The sequence below is a fragment of the Neolewinella agarilytica genome, from assembly GCF_900110645.1.
Classification (GTDB): Bacteria; Bacteroidota; Bacteroidia; order Chitinophagales; family Saprospiraceae; genus Neolewinella; species Neolewinella agarilytica.
The window spans coordinates 24023-40032 of record NZ_FOFB01000022.1 but is presented as its reverse complement, the minus strand read 5'-3'; the positions used below and the strand labels follow the sequence as shown (position 1 = coordinate 40032).

The 16010-nt window shown below is 53.0% G+C and carries 6 protein-coding genes; 5 read left to right on the top strand and 1 reads right to left on the bottom strand.

Going from position 1 to position 16010, the window contains the following annotated elements:
• Positions 1-327 precede the first annotated feature (327 nt).
• Positions 328-1191: a universal stress protein gene (locus BM123_RS17575; protein ID WP_139211932.1), complete on the top strand. Its 864-nt coding sequence runs from the start codon at positions 328-330 to the stop codon at positions 1189-1191.
• A gap of 42 nt (positions 1192-1233) precedes the next feature.
• Positions 1234-2001 carry a hypothetical protein gene (locus BM123_RS17570; protein ID WP_090171137.1) on the top strand — a complete coding sequence of 256 codons (768 nt, stop codon included), beginning with the start codon at positions 1234-1236 and terminating at the stop codon, positions 1999-2001.
• A gap of 677 nt (positions 2002-2678) precedes the next feature.
• Here the strand turns inward: BM123_RS17570 and BM123_RS17565 are convergent.
• Positions 2679-9635 carry a gliding motility-associated C-terminal domain-containing protein gene (locus tag BM123_RS17565; RefSeq protein ID WP_090171134.1) on the bottom strand — a complete coding sequence of 2319 codons (6957 nt, stop codon included), beginning with the start codon at positions 9633-9635 and terminating at the stop codon, positions 2679-2681.
• 223 nt (positions 9636-9858) lie between these two features.
• On the opposite strand from BM123_RS17565, the gene lon reads away from it, so the two are divergent.
• The 3 genes from lon to ppk1 all read left to right on the top strand — a co-directional run bounded on the left by lon (position 9859) and on the right by ppk1 (position 15875).
• Entirely contained in the window at positions 9859-12267 is a 2409-nt protein-coding gene (lon, locus tag BM123_RS17560; RefSeq protein ID WP_217642184.1) for an endopeptidase La, read from the top strand.
• A 418-nt stretch (positions 12268-12685) separates the two neighbouring features.
• Positions 12686-13594: a DUF72 domain-containing protein gene (locus tag BM123_RS17555; RefSeq protein WP_090171132.1), complete on the top strand. Its 909-nt coding sequence runs from the start codon at positions 12686-12688 to the stop codon at positions 13592-13594.
• 181 nt (positions 13595-13775) lie between these two features.
• On the top strand, positions 13776-15875 hold the full coding sequence (gene ppk1 / locus BM123_RS17550) for a polyphosphate kinase 1 (RefSeq protein ID WP_090171129.1): 2100 nt from the start codon (positions 13776-13778) through the stop codon (positions 15873-15875).
• Positions 15876-16010 lie beyond the last annotated feature (135 nt).

The following is a 16010-nucleotide window of genomic DNA, read 5'->3' as shown; positions in this document are numbered from 1 at the left end:
TACTTTACTGCTTTTCATCATAGCAGGAGGTGATTTTCGTCAGTCCGCCTGTTTGGGTAAAGGGGCGCTGACGCAGGTGCAGGGAATTGGACCAGAAAGCAATTACGGGTCTTCCCCCTTGCTCATTAAAGGTCTTTCCCTTGCACCTGCGTCTGCGCCTGAAAGTACTAAAGGGCTCTTGGGCACACATACTATATAATGTAGAATCAGCAACTATGACATTCTCCCGTTGAATTTCACCACCTCAATACAAATCATTGAAGTCAGTGACTTTTATCATTGATCCCGGACCGGACAGGCTCGATCTTTGGTTCAAAGAAATTCATTATGCAAAAGATAATTGTCCCCACCGACTTTTCCTCCGCAGCCAGTGCTGCCCTGCGCTACGCTCACTTCCTGGCGGAAGCCATTGGATGTGATCTGGAAGTCATCCATGTTCATGACGGCTACGGCCACGTAGAAGACTCCCGCGTAAAAAAGGGAGGAATAGAAGCACGGCAGGCTGCTCAGCGCAGCATCGATCAGTTCATTCGTTTTTCCGTGCCCGCCAAAGCAGCGGTTGCAGCGGAAGGCCCTGAAACGGAAGTTACCATCAGTAGCCTTGAAACCGTCGGCTCCCCAACTGACGTCCTGATTAAAGCCAGTCAGGAGGAGGCTACTTGCCTGATCGTCATGGGAGGAGTAGGCACAGGTGCGGTGAGTACCGTCACGCCCTTCTTCGGCAGTGTAGCCCGCACGGTAGCCGAGCAGTCCGCCTGCCCCGTACTGTTGGTTCCTGAAGACTACAAAAACCCTAAAATGGAACGGGCATCAATTGCCTTTGATGTCGTGAAGGGTTTGCGGGAAACCAGCAAAGGATTTGATTTCCTCCGTATTCCACTCGCGCCCTCTATGCGTCTGGTTCACGTCCGTGATTCCAGTGAAAAAGGAGAAACACGCAAGGAAATCGACCTGATGGAGGAAGTGCTGAACACCGACTTCCCTGGCTACCCCGTTGAGTTAGACCTCTTAAACCCGGGCACCACTGCTTTCAGATTGCTGGATTATGCAGAAGAAGAAAATATCGATCTGCTGGTCCTCGGTCACCGGAAGCGTAGTCTGTGGAAACGACTATTCCTGGATTCTGACATCAAGCACGTAATGCGATTTGCCGTCACGCCACTACTGGTAATCCCGATTAGTGAATACTAACCAATTCTCAGGAACCTCTGTCCTCCAATAAAACCAAGCGCCATGTCGTATTCTCATTCCATTACCAGCCTGTTCTTATTACTGCTGCTTCCTGCTTTGATGACCAACTGCTCCGAAGACCAGATCGTCGAAATGGAAAACCTCGAACGGGATCTGATGCTGACCTGGATTGCGCTGGAACGGGAAGATGAACCGCAGATAGCAGCCTTCAATGATGCCACCCAGAAGGACTGGCAACTCATGAGTCAGCAGTACAGACAACTGAGGATGAGTCCCGCTGTACGGCAGTCTGCAGGACGGATAAATCTATGGATGGTCAACCTGAAAAACGCCGTCAGGCATAACCAGCCGAAGCGGGCCATGATGGCCGTTAGTCTGATGCAGAATGAACTAAGGACGCTTCGCCCCCAAATGGGCATAAACCATCCTGCTGACCGCCTGTACGATTTTTACTACCAATGGCAGGATGTGGTGGCCGCCAGCAACGACCCGATGATGTGCCTGCTGGACTGGAATGAGTATGAAGAACGCTATGAGTTAGCGGCTAAAAGCTGGACCGAATACGTTGCCGCCCGCCCCCGCTTTTCTGACACTCTTTTTCCCGGCTATGGCCGTAATGCCATTGACGCCGAAGAAGCTGCGGTTGCGATGACGGGTAGCCTCCGTCAGTTTGGCCTCATCCTCGAACAGGCAGATCATACCCTGGCCGCTGAGCCCAGTCGAATGATCGATGACCTTTTCTTCGATTACCTGGCCGTAGTGACGGATTACCCCGTTGAACTTACGGCTGCCAGCCTTAGTCCATTATGAGCGCAGTCAGGCTTTGTTCAACCTGACAGACGATGACGAGCTTTATTTGATGGGGTGCTTCGCAATACTCAAATGTAGTCGAGGACGCAGGTGCAAAGGAAGTTAAAGGGAGCTATGTCAAAGGTGCTTACTCTTAATAGAAATCTCTGGAGCTAAAACCCATAGTCGGGAAGAAGGCAAAAAACTACAGTTGTTGCTGTCGGAATCAATTTCACCTGACAAAATCATCTATAAAAAACAGTACAAGCCAAAGCCCGCATACCTCAGTCAACTCCTTCCCGGAGAGAACTCGCCACCGCTCGCTGCCGGAGGCAGCATGGACCGGGCCACAAAACCTCGTCGCGCAGCGACACTAACCCTCTGCGTCCTCCCCTCCTTCCGCGTCCTTCTGCGTGAAATACCTCGTAGCGCAGCGGCCTCCAGAAGCCCGCACACCTCAGTCAACTCCTTCCCGGAGGGAACTCGCCATCGCTAGCTGCCGGAGGCAGCATGGACCGGACCACAAAACCCGTCGCGCAGCGACACTACCCTCTGCGTCCTCCCCTCCTTCCGCGTCCTTCTGCGTGAAATATCCGTAGCGCAGCGGCCTCCAAAAGCCCGCATACCTCAATCAACTCCATCCCGGAGGGAACTCGCCACCGCTAGCTGCCGGAGGCAGCATGGGCCGGGCCCAGGAATCACCGCAGCAATACAAAGTCTCCAAACTCCTGCAGCACCGTTCCGTCCACCAGTTCTATTTCCAGTTGCCAGATGAAGACCTGCGGGTTCAACGGTTTCCCGTCCAGATTACCATCCCAGCCGAAAAAATCTCCTCCGCGCTCGGGGTCGCTTTCCAGATCATAGACCTGCTCTCCCCATCGGTCATAGACCCGAAAGGAGAGTAAACGCTCTACCTGCGGCCCGAAGAAGGGCCGAATCTTGTCATTGTTGTCATCTCCATTCGGACTGAAGGCCGTTGGCACGTAGACATTGACGGTCTCATCTACTTCGATGATAACATTGTCCGTTGCAAGGCAACCATCCGCGCCAACAACTACCAGCCGGTAGCCCTGACTAACTTGTGGTGCGACGGTGATTGGTCCGTCTGAAGATACTGAAGGCAACGGACCGCTACTGCTCCAAATCAAGGTATCCCAGTTAAGGATGTTGGTAGTGAAATTCAGCGGCAGACTATCCCCCAGCCGAATCACAGTGTCTTCGCGCAGATCCACCATTACCTCCGGCCCCGGATTGATGTCGATCATTTGCGAGACCGAACAACCGTCAGCTCCTACCACTTCCACCTCATAGCGGCCAACGGGAAGCCCCTCGTATACTAGTCGGTCCGTCAACAGGCCATCATCCAGTCGGTAGCGGAAAGGAGGAGTGCCTCCACTTACGCCCATAATCAATATATCTCCGTTGGGGTCATCCAGGCAGGTGGGCTGAATCACCTCCAGGGCCAGATCATCTACGGCAAGTGCGCTCCGCAACAGTTCTACACTATCAACGGTGCTGCAACCATTAACCCGGTTAGAAACTGTGAGCGAATAGAAGCCCGGAACCGAGCCTCTTACCTGATAAAGATCCGCCGTGGCCACCGCTGTATTCCCGGGGCTGTCCCACTGGCGGACGAAGTCCGGCCCCCGGCTGCTCCCCGTTCCGTCAATAGTGGCAAATTCGCGGGAGCAATTCAACGCCAGCGGATCAGCCAGCATAACTACCGGAGGTGTCTGGTCCTCCGAAACGAAAGTGCTCACAGTATCTCTGCAACCATTACGCTGGTCCAGGCTCTCCAGAAGATATAATCCGGTAGCTCCTACTGTCAGTTCGTCACTAACCACTAGACCGTCCCCATCAGCGGTAAGCCAACGGTAGCGAACGCCCTGCTCCAGAGTCGTGGGAGTCAAGCGGACACTATCCCGAATACAGGTAATCGGCAAAGGAGTAGCCACCGTCGAAATCGGTGCCGCAAAGTCAGCTGATATCGACACGCTGGTGGTATCAGCACATGCATTTCTTTGACCGGTAACGATGAGTCGGTAGGCACCGGAATCGGCAGCTATAATGGTTCTCTCACTGCTGACCGTTTGGTCAGGCGCCAGCCAGGAATAATCCACCCCTCCGGAAAAAGTTATTGGACGCAGTCCCTGAATTTCTACCTGCGGGCGGAAACAGTTAATCAAATTTCCTGCGGGGAGATTTACCGCTGCAGCAGGTCGTAAAGTGTCCAGGCTGACCCGAACGATATCTGCACCAGAGCAATCATTAACCGGATCCGTTATGTTGATTTGGTATCGCCCTTCCTGATCAATCAATGGTGTCAGCGTTTGACTTCCCGTAAGGATGTTTCCGTCCCTGGTTGTCCAGAAAAAATCAGCTTGTCCGCTAAGCGTAGTTCCACCACCATTCAGGGTGAGGCTATTCCGGTCACAGGTCAGTGTTGTGTCCATTCCGGCAAAAGCTACGGGAGCTTCTGTATCCCGGAAAATGAATACGCTATCTGTGGTACTACAGCTGTTAGCTACGTCCGTAGCCGTCAGGTAATAAGTATCGGGCTGGAAAATGTGTGCCCGAAGGGAGTCTGATTCGCTAACAAAAAAGCCCGTCCCTGAATTCCAGCTATACAGCAATGGCCGCCCCGAAGCCGTGGAGGCCGTTCCTATCACCGGGAGAGAGTCCAGGGCACAGAAGAAAGTATCCGAGAGGCCGGCATTTACGATGGGACGGATCAGGTCAGCACTAACCGCTACATCGAATGAATTATCACAGCCGGAGATAGTATTCGTAGCTGAGAATCTGAAATTACCCTCAGTGCCTACCCTTATTATACCCGGCGAGCTCTCCGCTACCGGAAGATTGCCGTTTGAACGGATTTCTTCCCAACCATAAAGGAGATTAGGCGAAGAAATATCCCGACCGACCAACAGAACGCTGTCACTATTACAGTTCAACGTAGTGTCTGCTAAGGGAATCAGGTTGGGCAATTCATCATCCACCTCCACGAAAGTGGTCGCGCTGGCCGTACATCCGTTCAGCGTATCTCTAACCGTAATGGTGTAAGTGCCGCCACAGCGAACAATCGGGTTAAGCGTAGTGCTGCCCTCCAGACAAAGTTCTGACCCGCCGCCAGACCAGGAATACGCGAATCTGTTACCAAGGCTGGACCTGATTCCATCCAGCGTTCTGCGCTTGTTATTACAATCCAGCAATCGTCCGGTACCGGCATTTGCTACCGGTGGTATGGTATCATAGCCCACCAACACAGTATCCAAAGCAATACATTCACTGAAAAGATTAGTCGTTAACAGCTGATACTCGCCTCCCATGCTTACTGACAAGCTATCGTTGGTAGCACCGGGAATGGGAGTACCGTCGGACGTTAACCATTGATAGGAATAAGGGAAATCGGGCTCCTCTTCATTATTTCCCAAAACAATGGAGGTAACATCGCAAGTAAGCGTTCGATCCGGGCCGGCATTGCTCTCCGGCAAAATTCTGGCGTCCGTAATGGAAGCAAAAGCCGTATCCGTTAAACCGAATACATTGGTGGCAATAACGGCATAAACCCCTTCCCGGATAACGGGAAGAATACTGTCCTGCTGGCCGGGCATTGGTGAACCGTTGCGAAGCCAACGGTAGGTACAGCCCTCACATGGATCGCGAAAAGTGGGCGCGATACGAAGCGTATCAGATTTACAGGTCAGGCTGGTGTCTGCCAAAAAGGGGAAGGGCGGACAGGGAAGCCGGGTGGCCTCCACGGAATCAATCGCAGGACAGCCATTACTCAGGTCAGTTACCGTTACTACATAAACACCTACGTCCGCTATTCTGACCGTATCCTGGCTGGATTGCGCCAGGACCGCCGGCCCACTCCAGACGTAAGTATATTCACCACTTTCATCCGGTAAAACGGACATGGCAAAATCAACGGTATCACACGGAATTTGCGCTGCCGAAAAGGTGAGGCCCGGTACATTCGTATCGCGGCGAATTAAAACGTTATCAACGGCATCACAGCCGGTTTCCCGCTGGGTAACGGTTAGCAGATAGGGACCAGCCGTCGAGACATTCACTTGCTGGGTGGTCCCGATGGTATCACCGCTGGTGTTGGTCCACAAATAATCCAGTAAAGGCCCCTGCTGACTGTTGCCTGCATCTAATTCCACTTCGGGTTGGTAACAGTTAATGGTGTCACGCGGACCAGCGTCAGCAATGGGATCGATCTGATTGCGAACTACATCTACGTAAGAAGTATCGACAGAACCATCCACGAGGTTTCGAATGACGAAGCCAAACCGCCCGGGAGTGAACACCCGTAACGTGCGTGGATTCAGGCCCACGATGGCTACTGCTCCCGCAGGGATCAACCATTCGGTCGATTGGCCGGCTCCGGAAATGGGAAATGAATTCGTGGCGTCCAGTTCAACGAAACTGCGAACGCAGGTAATACTGTCGGGCGGAACAATTATGGAGAGTACCGGGCAATTAGCGGTCACGACCGTCCGGGCCGTGTCCAGACAGCTCTCATTAAAGTTACCAAGCACCAGCGTGTAGACTCCCGGAACCGTTACCCGTGGCTGCTGGCCCACCAGATTTACCGGCGTACCATCCCGGAACCACCGGACCACGGGGGCATCGGTCCCCAGTCTTCGGTCCAGGCGGGTTTCTCCCGTGTCACAGTCCAGAAAGGCCGTATCGGGAAGGATGGCAACGACTCCGTTAGCGGCCAGATTAACCCTTACCGAATCCGTTTCAGAGCAACCACTTTCCAGATTGGTGACGGTGTAGAAATACGTCCCCGGGCAGTAAACTGCCAGTCGGTTCGTATCCGTTTGCGTTGGCACGCAAGGCCCTGACCAGCTTTGCGTATTCGGGTAAGACAGGTTGGTCTGGGTCGCATCCAACACTATCGAATCGGTAAAACAATCAAAATCCAGAGGCTCTGCTATTCGGAGAAAGGGCGTGGCAAAATCAGTTCTCACCAGCGTAGAATCTGCCGTTCGGCAGCCGTTGAGAGGGTCGTAGGCCGTAAGGCGAAAAACTCCGCCGGGAGGGCTCACCGGAAGGATTGCGGTTAGGCCTATCGTATCCAGCGGATTCGATAATTCAACCCAGGCATATTCTACCGTTGGGCGGTTCGGCAGCGCTGCGTCTCCGAGAATGGTGTCCGGCAGGAAGCAATTAAGGGTTAGTGCCTGAGGGCCGCTTAATGCGTTGGGCCGCAACGTATCTCCGGGCACAGTTACTTGCCCTTCGGCAAAACAGCGGGAGCGTTGGTCCACAACAAAGAGCCGATAATCCCCCGGTACATCGATGAGCAGGGTCGGGTCACGGCCGATGGTGTCCGCCCCGCCATTCAGGGTCCAGGCATACAAAAGGCCATTGGCCGAGGAGCTGCCCGATCCATCCAGTGTTTGGGTTGGGGTGAAGCAGTTGATGGGCGCGGCCGCAGGTGCAAGGGAAAAGTTGACGGGAGCAAGGTCTTCCTCGATCAGGAAACTGGTATCACGGGAGCAACCGTTGGTTTGGTTGGTCACCGTAAGGGTGACCATTCCGGGGCAATCTATCCGTAAGGAAGGGCCGGCAACGGCTGCGGGCAGGCAGTCGCCCGTCCAGACATATTCCAACTCATCGTTTCTCAACTGAAAAGTATCCGCTATCAGGTTGATCTCTGCTGTTTCACAATTCAGAATCTCATGACCAAAAAACGCCAGCGAGGGTTGCAATGTATCGATTCCGATGACAAAGAAGGTGTCAAAGCGACAGCCCGTAACGGGGTCCGTGATCATCAGGTCGTAGCGGCCGGGCGCATCGACGGTGATCTCCGCTACGTTATCGGCACTGGTGATGTTGCCGCCCGGCGGGGCGGCCCATTGATATCGGTAAGCAGGGCCGGCAGGGCTGGGCGTCGCCAAAATACCCACCACGGGGTTTCGGCAATTGATGATCGCACACTGCTCTTCGGTTCCCGTACACTGCACCTGCGTTGGCGCCAGATCAGCCGTAATGTCAAAACGATAATCGGTCACTGTTATCGAATCCTCCACCGTACAGAAAGTCCCTCTTGATCCTACCACTAGTTCGAAAAAGTAAGTCCCCGCAGTGTCCGCCTCTAAAACGAAAGACGAAGAGAGCCGGTTCCCCACTGCATCAAACCAACCCAGGGATTGCGTAAATGCCACGTTCGCACCGAATATTCGCGATTCTGCCACGGGTGTACGACAGGTAATACTATCCTGTTGGAAAGAAAAACCGATCTCGGGAGACAGCACCCGCAAATTGAACTGGACAAAGGAATCACAGCCATTGACAGCCTGAATCCGGCGGCTATCGATGATGGACTCAAAAAATGGTTCCTCTCCCACAAAGAAAGTGTCTCCGGCACAGATGGACAGTGTGGTATCAAAACGGATGGGATCCGCTACATCAAGGTTCAGCGTAACGATACTATCACAGCCCAGCACGGAAGGAATAGTATCTACATAATTACCCGGCAGCACGTAATCATTCTGTCCAACGGAGAAAAAGCCTTCTGCACAAATGGTCGTATCCACGGTTTCGCGAAGGACCTGTACAACCTGAAGGTCCAGCACGACAACACTGTCACAGCCAAACTGATCAACCAACGTATTCGGGAATACCCCCGTTGTGTTATAAACTTCCGTTCCGACGGTAACGGAACCTCCCGTACAGACGATGCGGTCCATAAAGGTGGTATCCGGCGGCGGCAACAGCCTGACGAGCTGACACACTGGTGTCAGATCAGCACAAAGCGTCGGCTGAACGTCGGCAAAATCCTGCCGCAACTGATCAAATTCAAAGCTTCCGTCCAGCGGAAGTAAGGGAAGCTCCCCTTCGCGGTAACTCAGGCCACAAATTTCGTATTCCGCTGCCGGGAAGCCCGCCAGGTTAATATCATCCTGGGTAAAGAGCACCGAATCGTTGCGGGCAATGAGGTAGGTGTATCCGTACAAATCAGCGTCTGGCCGGGGCTGACGGTAGCGGGGTGGAAAACTCAGCGGAAGATCGTCCGGAAATTCACAGGTTTCGATCAGTGGCTCCGTTTCCAGTTCTCCGGCGTTGGCGAAGCAACAGGGGCCTTCGGAATTGGCATCGTCACAGAAGGTAAGCAGCAGGTAAGTCGCCCTGCCCTGCTGTCCGGTTCTGCTGTTGTTAAAGGTAATGGTCCAGTCTCCGTTCACCGGTCCGGTGTTCAGATCCGAGAAGCAGCCCATGGCGGGAAAGTAGTCACCCTGAAAGAGGCCGAAGGCCGGCCAGTTAAAACCGGAGTTATTGTTCCATTGCCCCGTAGCGCCTGCGTCTGGCGCAGCGGTACTGTCACAGGCCAGGAAGTCAATAAACCATCGGGCCAGGTTGGTGGGCGGACGGGTCTGGGCATTGACGGGGCCGATGAACTCAACGGTCTGCCCGGCCGGGCTGGTCACCGATACCGACAGATCGTAGACGTAGGAGTGCTGAAAATACAGGCTGATACCGCAGAGCCCCTGGTCCGGATCCGACAGGTCGTTATTAAGGTAATTCTCAATAGAAATGGTGATGTCCGTTTCTCCAATCGCGTCTATAGCAATCGTATCGGTATAACCACAGCGTTGCCCTAACAGAAAGTTAGAGGCAGCCAGAAGCGACGCCAAAAGGCAGATTCTTATAATGGGATGAAAACGGAACAGAATTCGGGATTATTTGAAAGCAAGGCCAAAGATAAGGTAAAGGACAATCCATTAGCTTGATCTTGGTAAACAAAATGCCGCCCAAAGCCGTATTCTTGCACGGATGGCCGTCGAAAGGCAAACGACATCCCGTTCCGTTTATTTCATTAAATGTTGCCACGTTTACGCTTCAAAGATCAGAAGAATCATGCCCGAAGAATTTGACCCGGAACTAGAAAAGGAAACTGAAATGCTTTTCGGCAACGAAATGCAGCTTATTGACCCCAATTTACCGCAGTTACTCACCATTTTGCCCGCAACGCAGCGGCCCGTTTTCCCCGGCATGGCGCTCCCGATGGCCTTCAACGGAGTCGAGTTATTGGTTTCTTTAAAGGCGGCCGTTGAGCATCATGACGGATTTGTCGGCATCGTGATGATTAATGAAGAAAACGAAGAAGATTACCGGGAAAGTGACTTTCACGAGGTCGGAACGGTCTTCCAAATCATCAAAGTGCTGGAAATGAGCCCCGGAATGGTGCAGGTCATCGGACGGGGGATTCGGCGCTTTCGGCGGGAACGGGTAGTGCAAACGGAGCCTAACCTCCGCTGGCGGGTCAGTTATGACATTCAGCCGGAAACGAAGCCCGATCAGGAGTTGAAAGCTTATATGCTGGCCATTAGTAATGAGATCAAGAATCTCGTGGCGCTCAACCCCATGTTTCAGGAGCAGGTGAATATGGTAGTGAACCAGTTGAACTACGACCAGCCAGGGCAAACGCTTGACGTGATTTCCAACCTCGTCAGTTCCGAGAAGGAGAAGCTACAGGAAATGATGGAGACCTGGGACGTAGGTGACCGGGCCAAGCAGCTGCTGGCCATCATTAAAGACGAGTTAGCGGTAGCCAAGATTCAATCCCGGATAAATAAGCAAATCGAAGACGGCGTTGACAAGCAGCAGAAAGAGTACTTCCTGCGCGAACAACTCAAGGCTATCCGGCAGGAACTGGGGGAAGAAAAAGAGGACGGGGAATCCATCACGGAACGAATCATCCAGCAACTCGAAGGGAAAACGGTCCCTGAAGTAGCCCGGGAAACTTTTGACCGGGAGATCAGCAAGTTAAAAACGCTCAACACCCAGTCGCCGGAGTTCAACGTTACCCGCAACTATCTGGAGACTTTCGCCGACTTGCCCTGGGGCATCTTCACCCCAGATGCAAATGACATCAAAGAAGCCAGAGAAATTCTCGACGCCGAACACTACGGCCTGAAGGACGTGAAAGATAACATCCTTGAATTCCTGGCCACCATCCTGAAGCGCAGTTCCGTGGCGGGCTCCATCATTTGCATGGTTGGCCCTCCGGGCGTAGGCAAAACATCCATCGGGCAAAGCATTGCCAAAGCCCTGGGGCGGGAGTTTTACCGCTTTAGCGTCGGTGGGATGCGGGACGAAGCCGAAATCAAAGGCCACCGGCGGACTTACATCGGCGCTATGCCGGGGAAGTTGATCCAGGCCGTCCAGCGGGCCAAGACGAGTAACCCCGTGATTATGCTCGACGAGATTGACAAGATCAGTCAGGGCGCCCAGGGCGACCCGGCCAGTGCTTTGCTCGAAGTCCTCGACCCCGAACAGAACGAGACTTTTGTAGATCACTACCTGGACGTTCCCTTTGACCTGTCCAACGTACTCTTCGTCTGCACCGCCAACCAGTTGGATACCATCCCCGGGCCGTTGCTGGACCGTATGGAGGTCATCCGCCTGAGTGGCTATGTGCTGGAGGAGAAGGTAGAAATCGCCAAACGCTATCTCGTGCCTAAACAGCTGAAGGAGCATGGCTTCGCAGAAGACGAAGTAACCTTCGAAGCAGAAGCACTGGATTTTTTAGCCGACCGCTACGCCCGCGAAGCCGGGGTTCGGAATCTGGAGAAACAGCTCCGCAAGATCATTCGTAAGCTGGTGCTCCGGCAGGCGGAAAGCGATGAGGTGAATTTTGTGGTCACCAAAGACCTGGTGAGTGAGATGCTCGGTAAGCCCCGCTTCAACAACGAAAAGCTCTACGAAAAAGCCATGCCCGGTGTCGTGCTGGGGCTGGCCTACACGAGTATGGGCGGCGCTACGCTCTACATTGAGGCCAGAGGAATTCCGGCCAGTAGCCCGGGCTTCCGCCTGACCGGTCAGTTGGGAGACGTGATGAAAGAGTCCGCTCAGATTGCCCTTAGCTACGTAAAATCTCTCCTGAGTAAAGAAGGGCTCGACTTTTTTGATAAACACCAGGTTCACCTGCACGTCCCCGCAGGCGCAACGCCGAAAGACGGCCCGAGTGCGGGTATCACGATGGCACTGGCGCTGTACACCCTGGCCACTGGCCAGCCCCCGATTGACGATCTGGCCATGACCGGAGAGTTGACGCTTACCGGCCGGGTACTCCCCATCGGCGGCGTTAAGGAGAAAACCATTGGCGCCCGCCGCGTGGGCATCACGAACCTCATCTTCCCCGCCGAGAACAAGCGGGACTGGGAAGAATTGGATGATTACATCAAGGAAGGCCTTAACGCGAACTTCGCCACCTACTTTGAGGATGTGCTGGAGGTGGCTTTGCCGGGGCGGATTCCGGGGTAAGACTAAAATATTCTACCTTATTCTATTCAAAGTCAGTAAGAATTTAGTTCAATAATACTCATCAATTGTAGCGCCAGGGCATGCTTTAGCGCTGCAATCGATGAGTACCGTAATCAAAACACTGCTCGAACCACTGATGGTATAGCCAAAATCCACCCCTGTCCCGTTTACGGAACGGTAGCAAATTAGTGACAAATAACCACTGAAAAACGGGATTGCGTTCTATCTTTGCATCATCGCGTTACTCTCTAACTTTATGAAAGAGAGGTTTTTCGGACAACATGACCGGAACCCATTCAAAGCCTGATTTTGTCAGGTTATTGGGATCTACCTACCTACATTTTAAACTACTGCTTCGTCGGGCAGTTATACTGATCGTCAGGCTGTTTGGCCTGCGGAATAAGTATGGCTACTGCACATGAAATTTGGTAAAGCATCCGATTTATCCTCCATTCACTTTGAACTTCCTTTGGACCCGCTGGCCAACCGCTCCCGACTGGACCGGTACGAACTGGGGGCCGATGGGGAGCGGCCAAACATTTTCATCGGTGCTACGGGCTGGAGCATGAAAAAATGGGTGGGCAAATGGTATCCGGACAAAACCAAGACCGCTGACTACCTCAAACACTATGGTGAGCAGTTCAACACCATTGAGCTGAACACCACGCATTATCGGATACCGGATGCGGAGACCATACGCCGGTGGTACGAGACCGTGCCGGCCGATTTTCGGTTCTGCCCGAAGGTGCCGCAGTCGATCAGCCACCGGAACGATTTCGGGATGAACGGCGGAGAGCTACAGCAGTTTGTGGGTAGTCTGGATGGGCTAAAGGAAAAAATGGGCTGCGCCTTTGTGCAGCTGCCTCCTTATTTTGGTGCGGACCGGCTCAGGCAGTTAGAGTCTTTTCTGGACCGCTGGCCCCGGCTCTTACCTCTGGCCGTTGAGGTCAGACATGAAAGCTGGTTCGCTGATCCTTTCGCCACTGAGGCCCTGATGGATGCCCTGGCGAGCCGGCAGATCGCTGCCGTCATCACCGATGTAGCCGGCAGACGAGACGTGCTGCACAACTACATAACGGCCCCGAGGACGATGATCCGTTTTGTGGGCAACGGGCTGATTCCCACCGACTATAGCCGGATGAAGGAATGGGCCGACAAGCTCAAGGAATGGAACCTGCCGGAGACATACTTTTTCCCGCATCAACCGGATAATATATTGTCCCCGGATGCATCGGCCTGGTTTAGTCAGCATTTGAGCGCTATGAATTTTGCTACCGTGCGGGGCCCCAGTGAGTGGGCGGGGCCGGAGCAGATGAGTTTGTTTTAGGGCGCAGCCGCAGGTGCAAGGGAAGTTGTAGTGCCGGCTGAAGTCTGCACGGCGCCGGCTGAAGCCGGCGCTACAGATAAACACTGCACCTGCGTCCGCGCCCAGAAAACCTCCCCATATAAAACATCCATTTTTCCCTACCTTGCAGCCTTCACTCCCAAAGCTGCAAATCAAGGGTTCCATGAACGACAAGCCAACCATTCTCCGCGACATCAGCTGGCTCTCCTTCAACCATCGGGTTTTGCAGGAAGCAAAAGATGAAACGCTCCCGCTTTTTGAGCGGATCAAGTTCCTCGCCATTTACAGTTCGAACCTCGATGAGTTCTTCCGCGTCCGGATGGCTAACCACCGAAATCTGCTGCGGGTAGGTAAAAAGACGAAGAAAGAACTGGACATCAGCCCCAAGCAAACTGTTCGTACCATTCAGCGAATCGTGAACCGGCAGCAAGAAGAATTTGGTCGGATTTTCGAAAAGAAAATCATCCCGGAGTTGGCCCGTCACGGCATTTTCCTCAAGCGACGTCTTGACCTGAATGAAATTGAGCGCGAATACGTAGAAAGCTATTTCAAAGAGAATATGCTTCCCTACGTGCAGCCCGTGTTACTGGTAAAAGACATGGTACGCCCTTTCCTCAATAACGCTCAGTTATATCTGGCCATCCAGATGAAGGGTAAAGCAAACAAGAAGACCTATTACGCCATCGTCAAGATCCCCAGCGATCACCTTCCCCGTTTTATTGAGCTACCCTCCCTTGATGGAACGTACAACCTGATCATGCTCGATGACATTGTACGACACTCCGTTTCTTGGATGTTCCCCGGTTACGATATTGAGGATACGTACAGCATTAAGCTTACGCGCGATGCCGAGCTCTACATTGACGATGAATTTAGCGGAGACCTGCTGACGAAAATCAAAAACAGTCTTAAGCGCCGGCACGTAGGCCCCGCCAGCAGATTCGTCTACGACCGAACGATGACGGATGAACTGAAACAATATCTCGAAGAGAGTTTTGAATTAGACCGTTTCGACATCCTCGCCGAAGGGCGGTACCACAATAACTTCGACTTCTTCAAATTCCCGACTTTCGGGATGACCAAGTTGCTGAACCCCGTTCAGGAGCCGCTCCCCTACCCCCAGCTGGAGGCGGCGGATGATTTCTGGGCTGCGATCCGGGAGGAAGACCATTTGCTGCACTTTCCCTATCAGGATTACGAGTCGGTCGTACGCTTCTTTGAAGAAGCGGCTAAAGACCCTCACGTCACCCACATTAAGATTGTACAATATCGGGTGGCCAAACGCTCCCGAATCATGAAAGCGCTGATGGCGGCGGTGAAAGCAGGCAAACAGGTCAATGCCTTCATTGAAGTTAAAGCCCGCTTCGATGAGGAGGCCAACCTCAACTGGGGAGAGCGGCTTGAGCAGGCTGGCGTACAGGTAAACTACAGTTTTCCGGGAGTTAAAGTGCACTCCAAACTAGCGCTCGTCCGCCGCGTAGAAGATGGGGAAGAGCGCATTTACAATTACCTCTCTACCGGTAACTTCCACGAAGACACCGCCAAGATCTATAGTGATTTTGGGCTCTTTACGGCTGACGAACGCTTAACGAATGAGGTTTCCCGCGTTTTCAGCTTCCTGGAAAGTGTGCAGGAGCCGGAAGAACCCTTTGAACACCTGATGGTAGGTCAATTCAATCTTCGTCGTGGCCTGGAGGACCTGATCAAATATGAAACCCGGGAAGCCAAAGCTGGCCGTCCGGCTGCCATGACGCTAAAGATGAACAGCCTGCAGGACGAGTCCATGATCGATTTGTTGTTCAAAGCCAGTCAGGCCGGGGTTAAGATCAACCTCATCATTCGGGGCATCTGCTGCCTGATTCCGGGGTATAAAGGCGTCAGCGAAAACATTCATGGCATCAGTATCGTAGACCGCTACCTGGAACATGCGCGGGTCTTCCACTTTCACCACCGTGGGGAAGACCTCATCTATTTTAGTTCCGCAGATTTTATGACGCGTAACCTGAGTCACCGTATTGAAACAACTTTCCCCATCTACTCTCCGGACCTGAAAGCCAAGGTTCTCAACTTCCTCGACATTCAGCTCAATGACAATACGAAGGCTCGCCTGCTGAGCGACCAGCAAACCAATGCTTACTTCAGAGGTGGCAGTAACATCAGCCGCCGGAGTCAGGAGGAAACCTATCATACCATCAAGCGGGAGCTGGTGCAGTATGAGCTGGAACAGGCAGAAAAAGAGGCGGAGGAGGCAGAAAAAAAATGATGAAACCATTATAATTCACGAGTCTCAAAAGGCACTCTCTGATGAGCAAAGGCCTGTTTCCGTATTATGATAAAACATATGGTTATGTCTGTCACTGGTCCCTTGTCTCCCAGGGCATAGCTCACCTAAAAAGAG

Excerpts from the sequence above, each read along its gene's own strand:
- BM123_RS17570 (WP_090171137.1), top strand. The coding sequence starts at position 1,234 with ATGTCGTATTCTCATTCCATTACCAGCCTGTTCTTATTACTGCTGCTT.
- BM123_RS17575 (WP_139211932.1), top strand. The coding sequence starts at position 328 with ATGCAAAAGATAATTGTCCCCACCGACTTTTCCTCCGCAGCCAGTGCT.
- lon (WP_217642184.1), top strand. The coding sequence starts at position 9,859 with ATGCCCGAAGAATTTGACCCGGAACTAGAAAAGGAAACTGAAATGCTT.
- ppk1 (WP_090171129.1), top strand. The coding sequence starts at position 13,776 with ATGAACGACAAGCCAACCATTCTCCGCGACATCAGCTGGCTCTCCTTC.
- BM123_RS17555 (WP_090171132.1), top strand. The coding sequence starts at position 12,686 with ATGAAATTTGGTAAAGCATCCGATTTATCCTCCATTCACTTTGAACTT.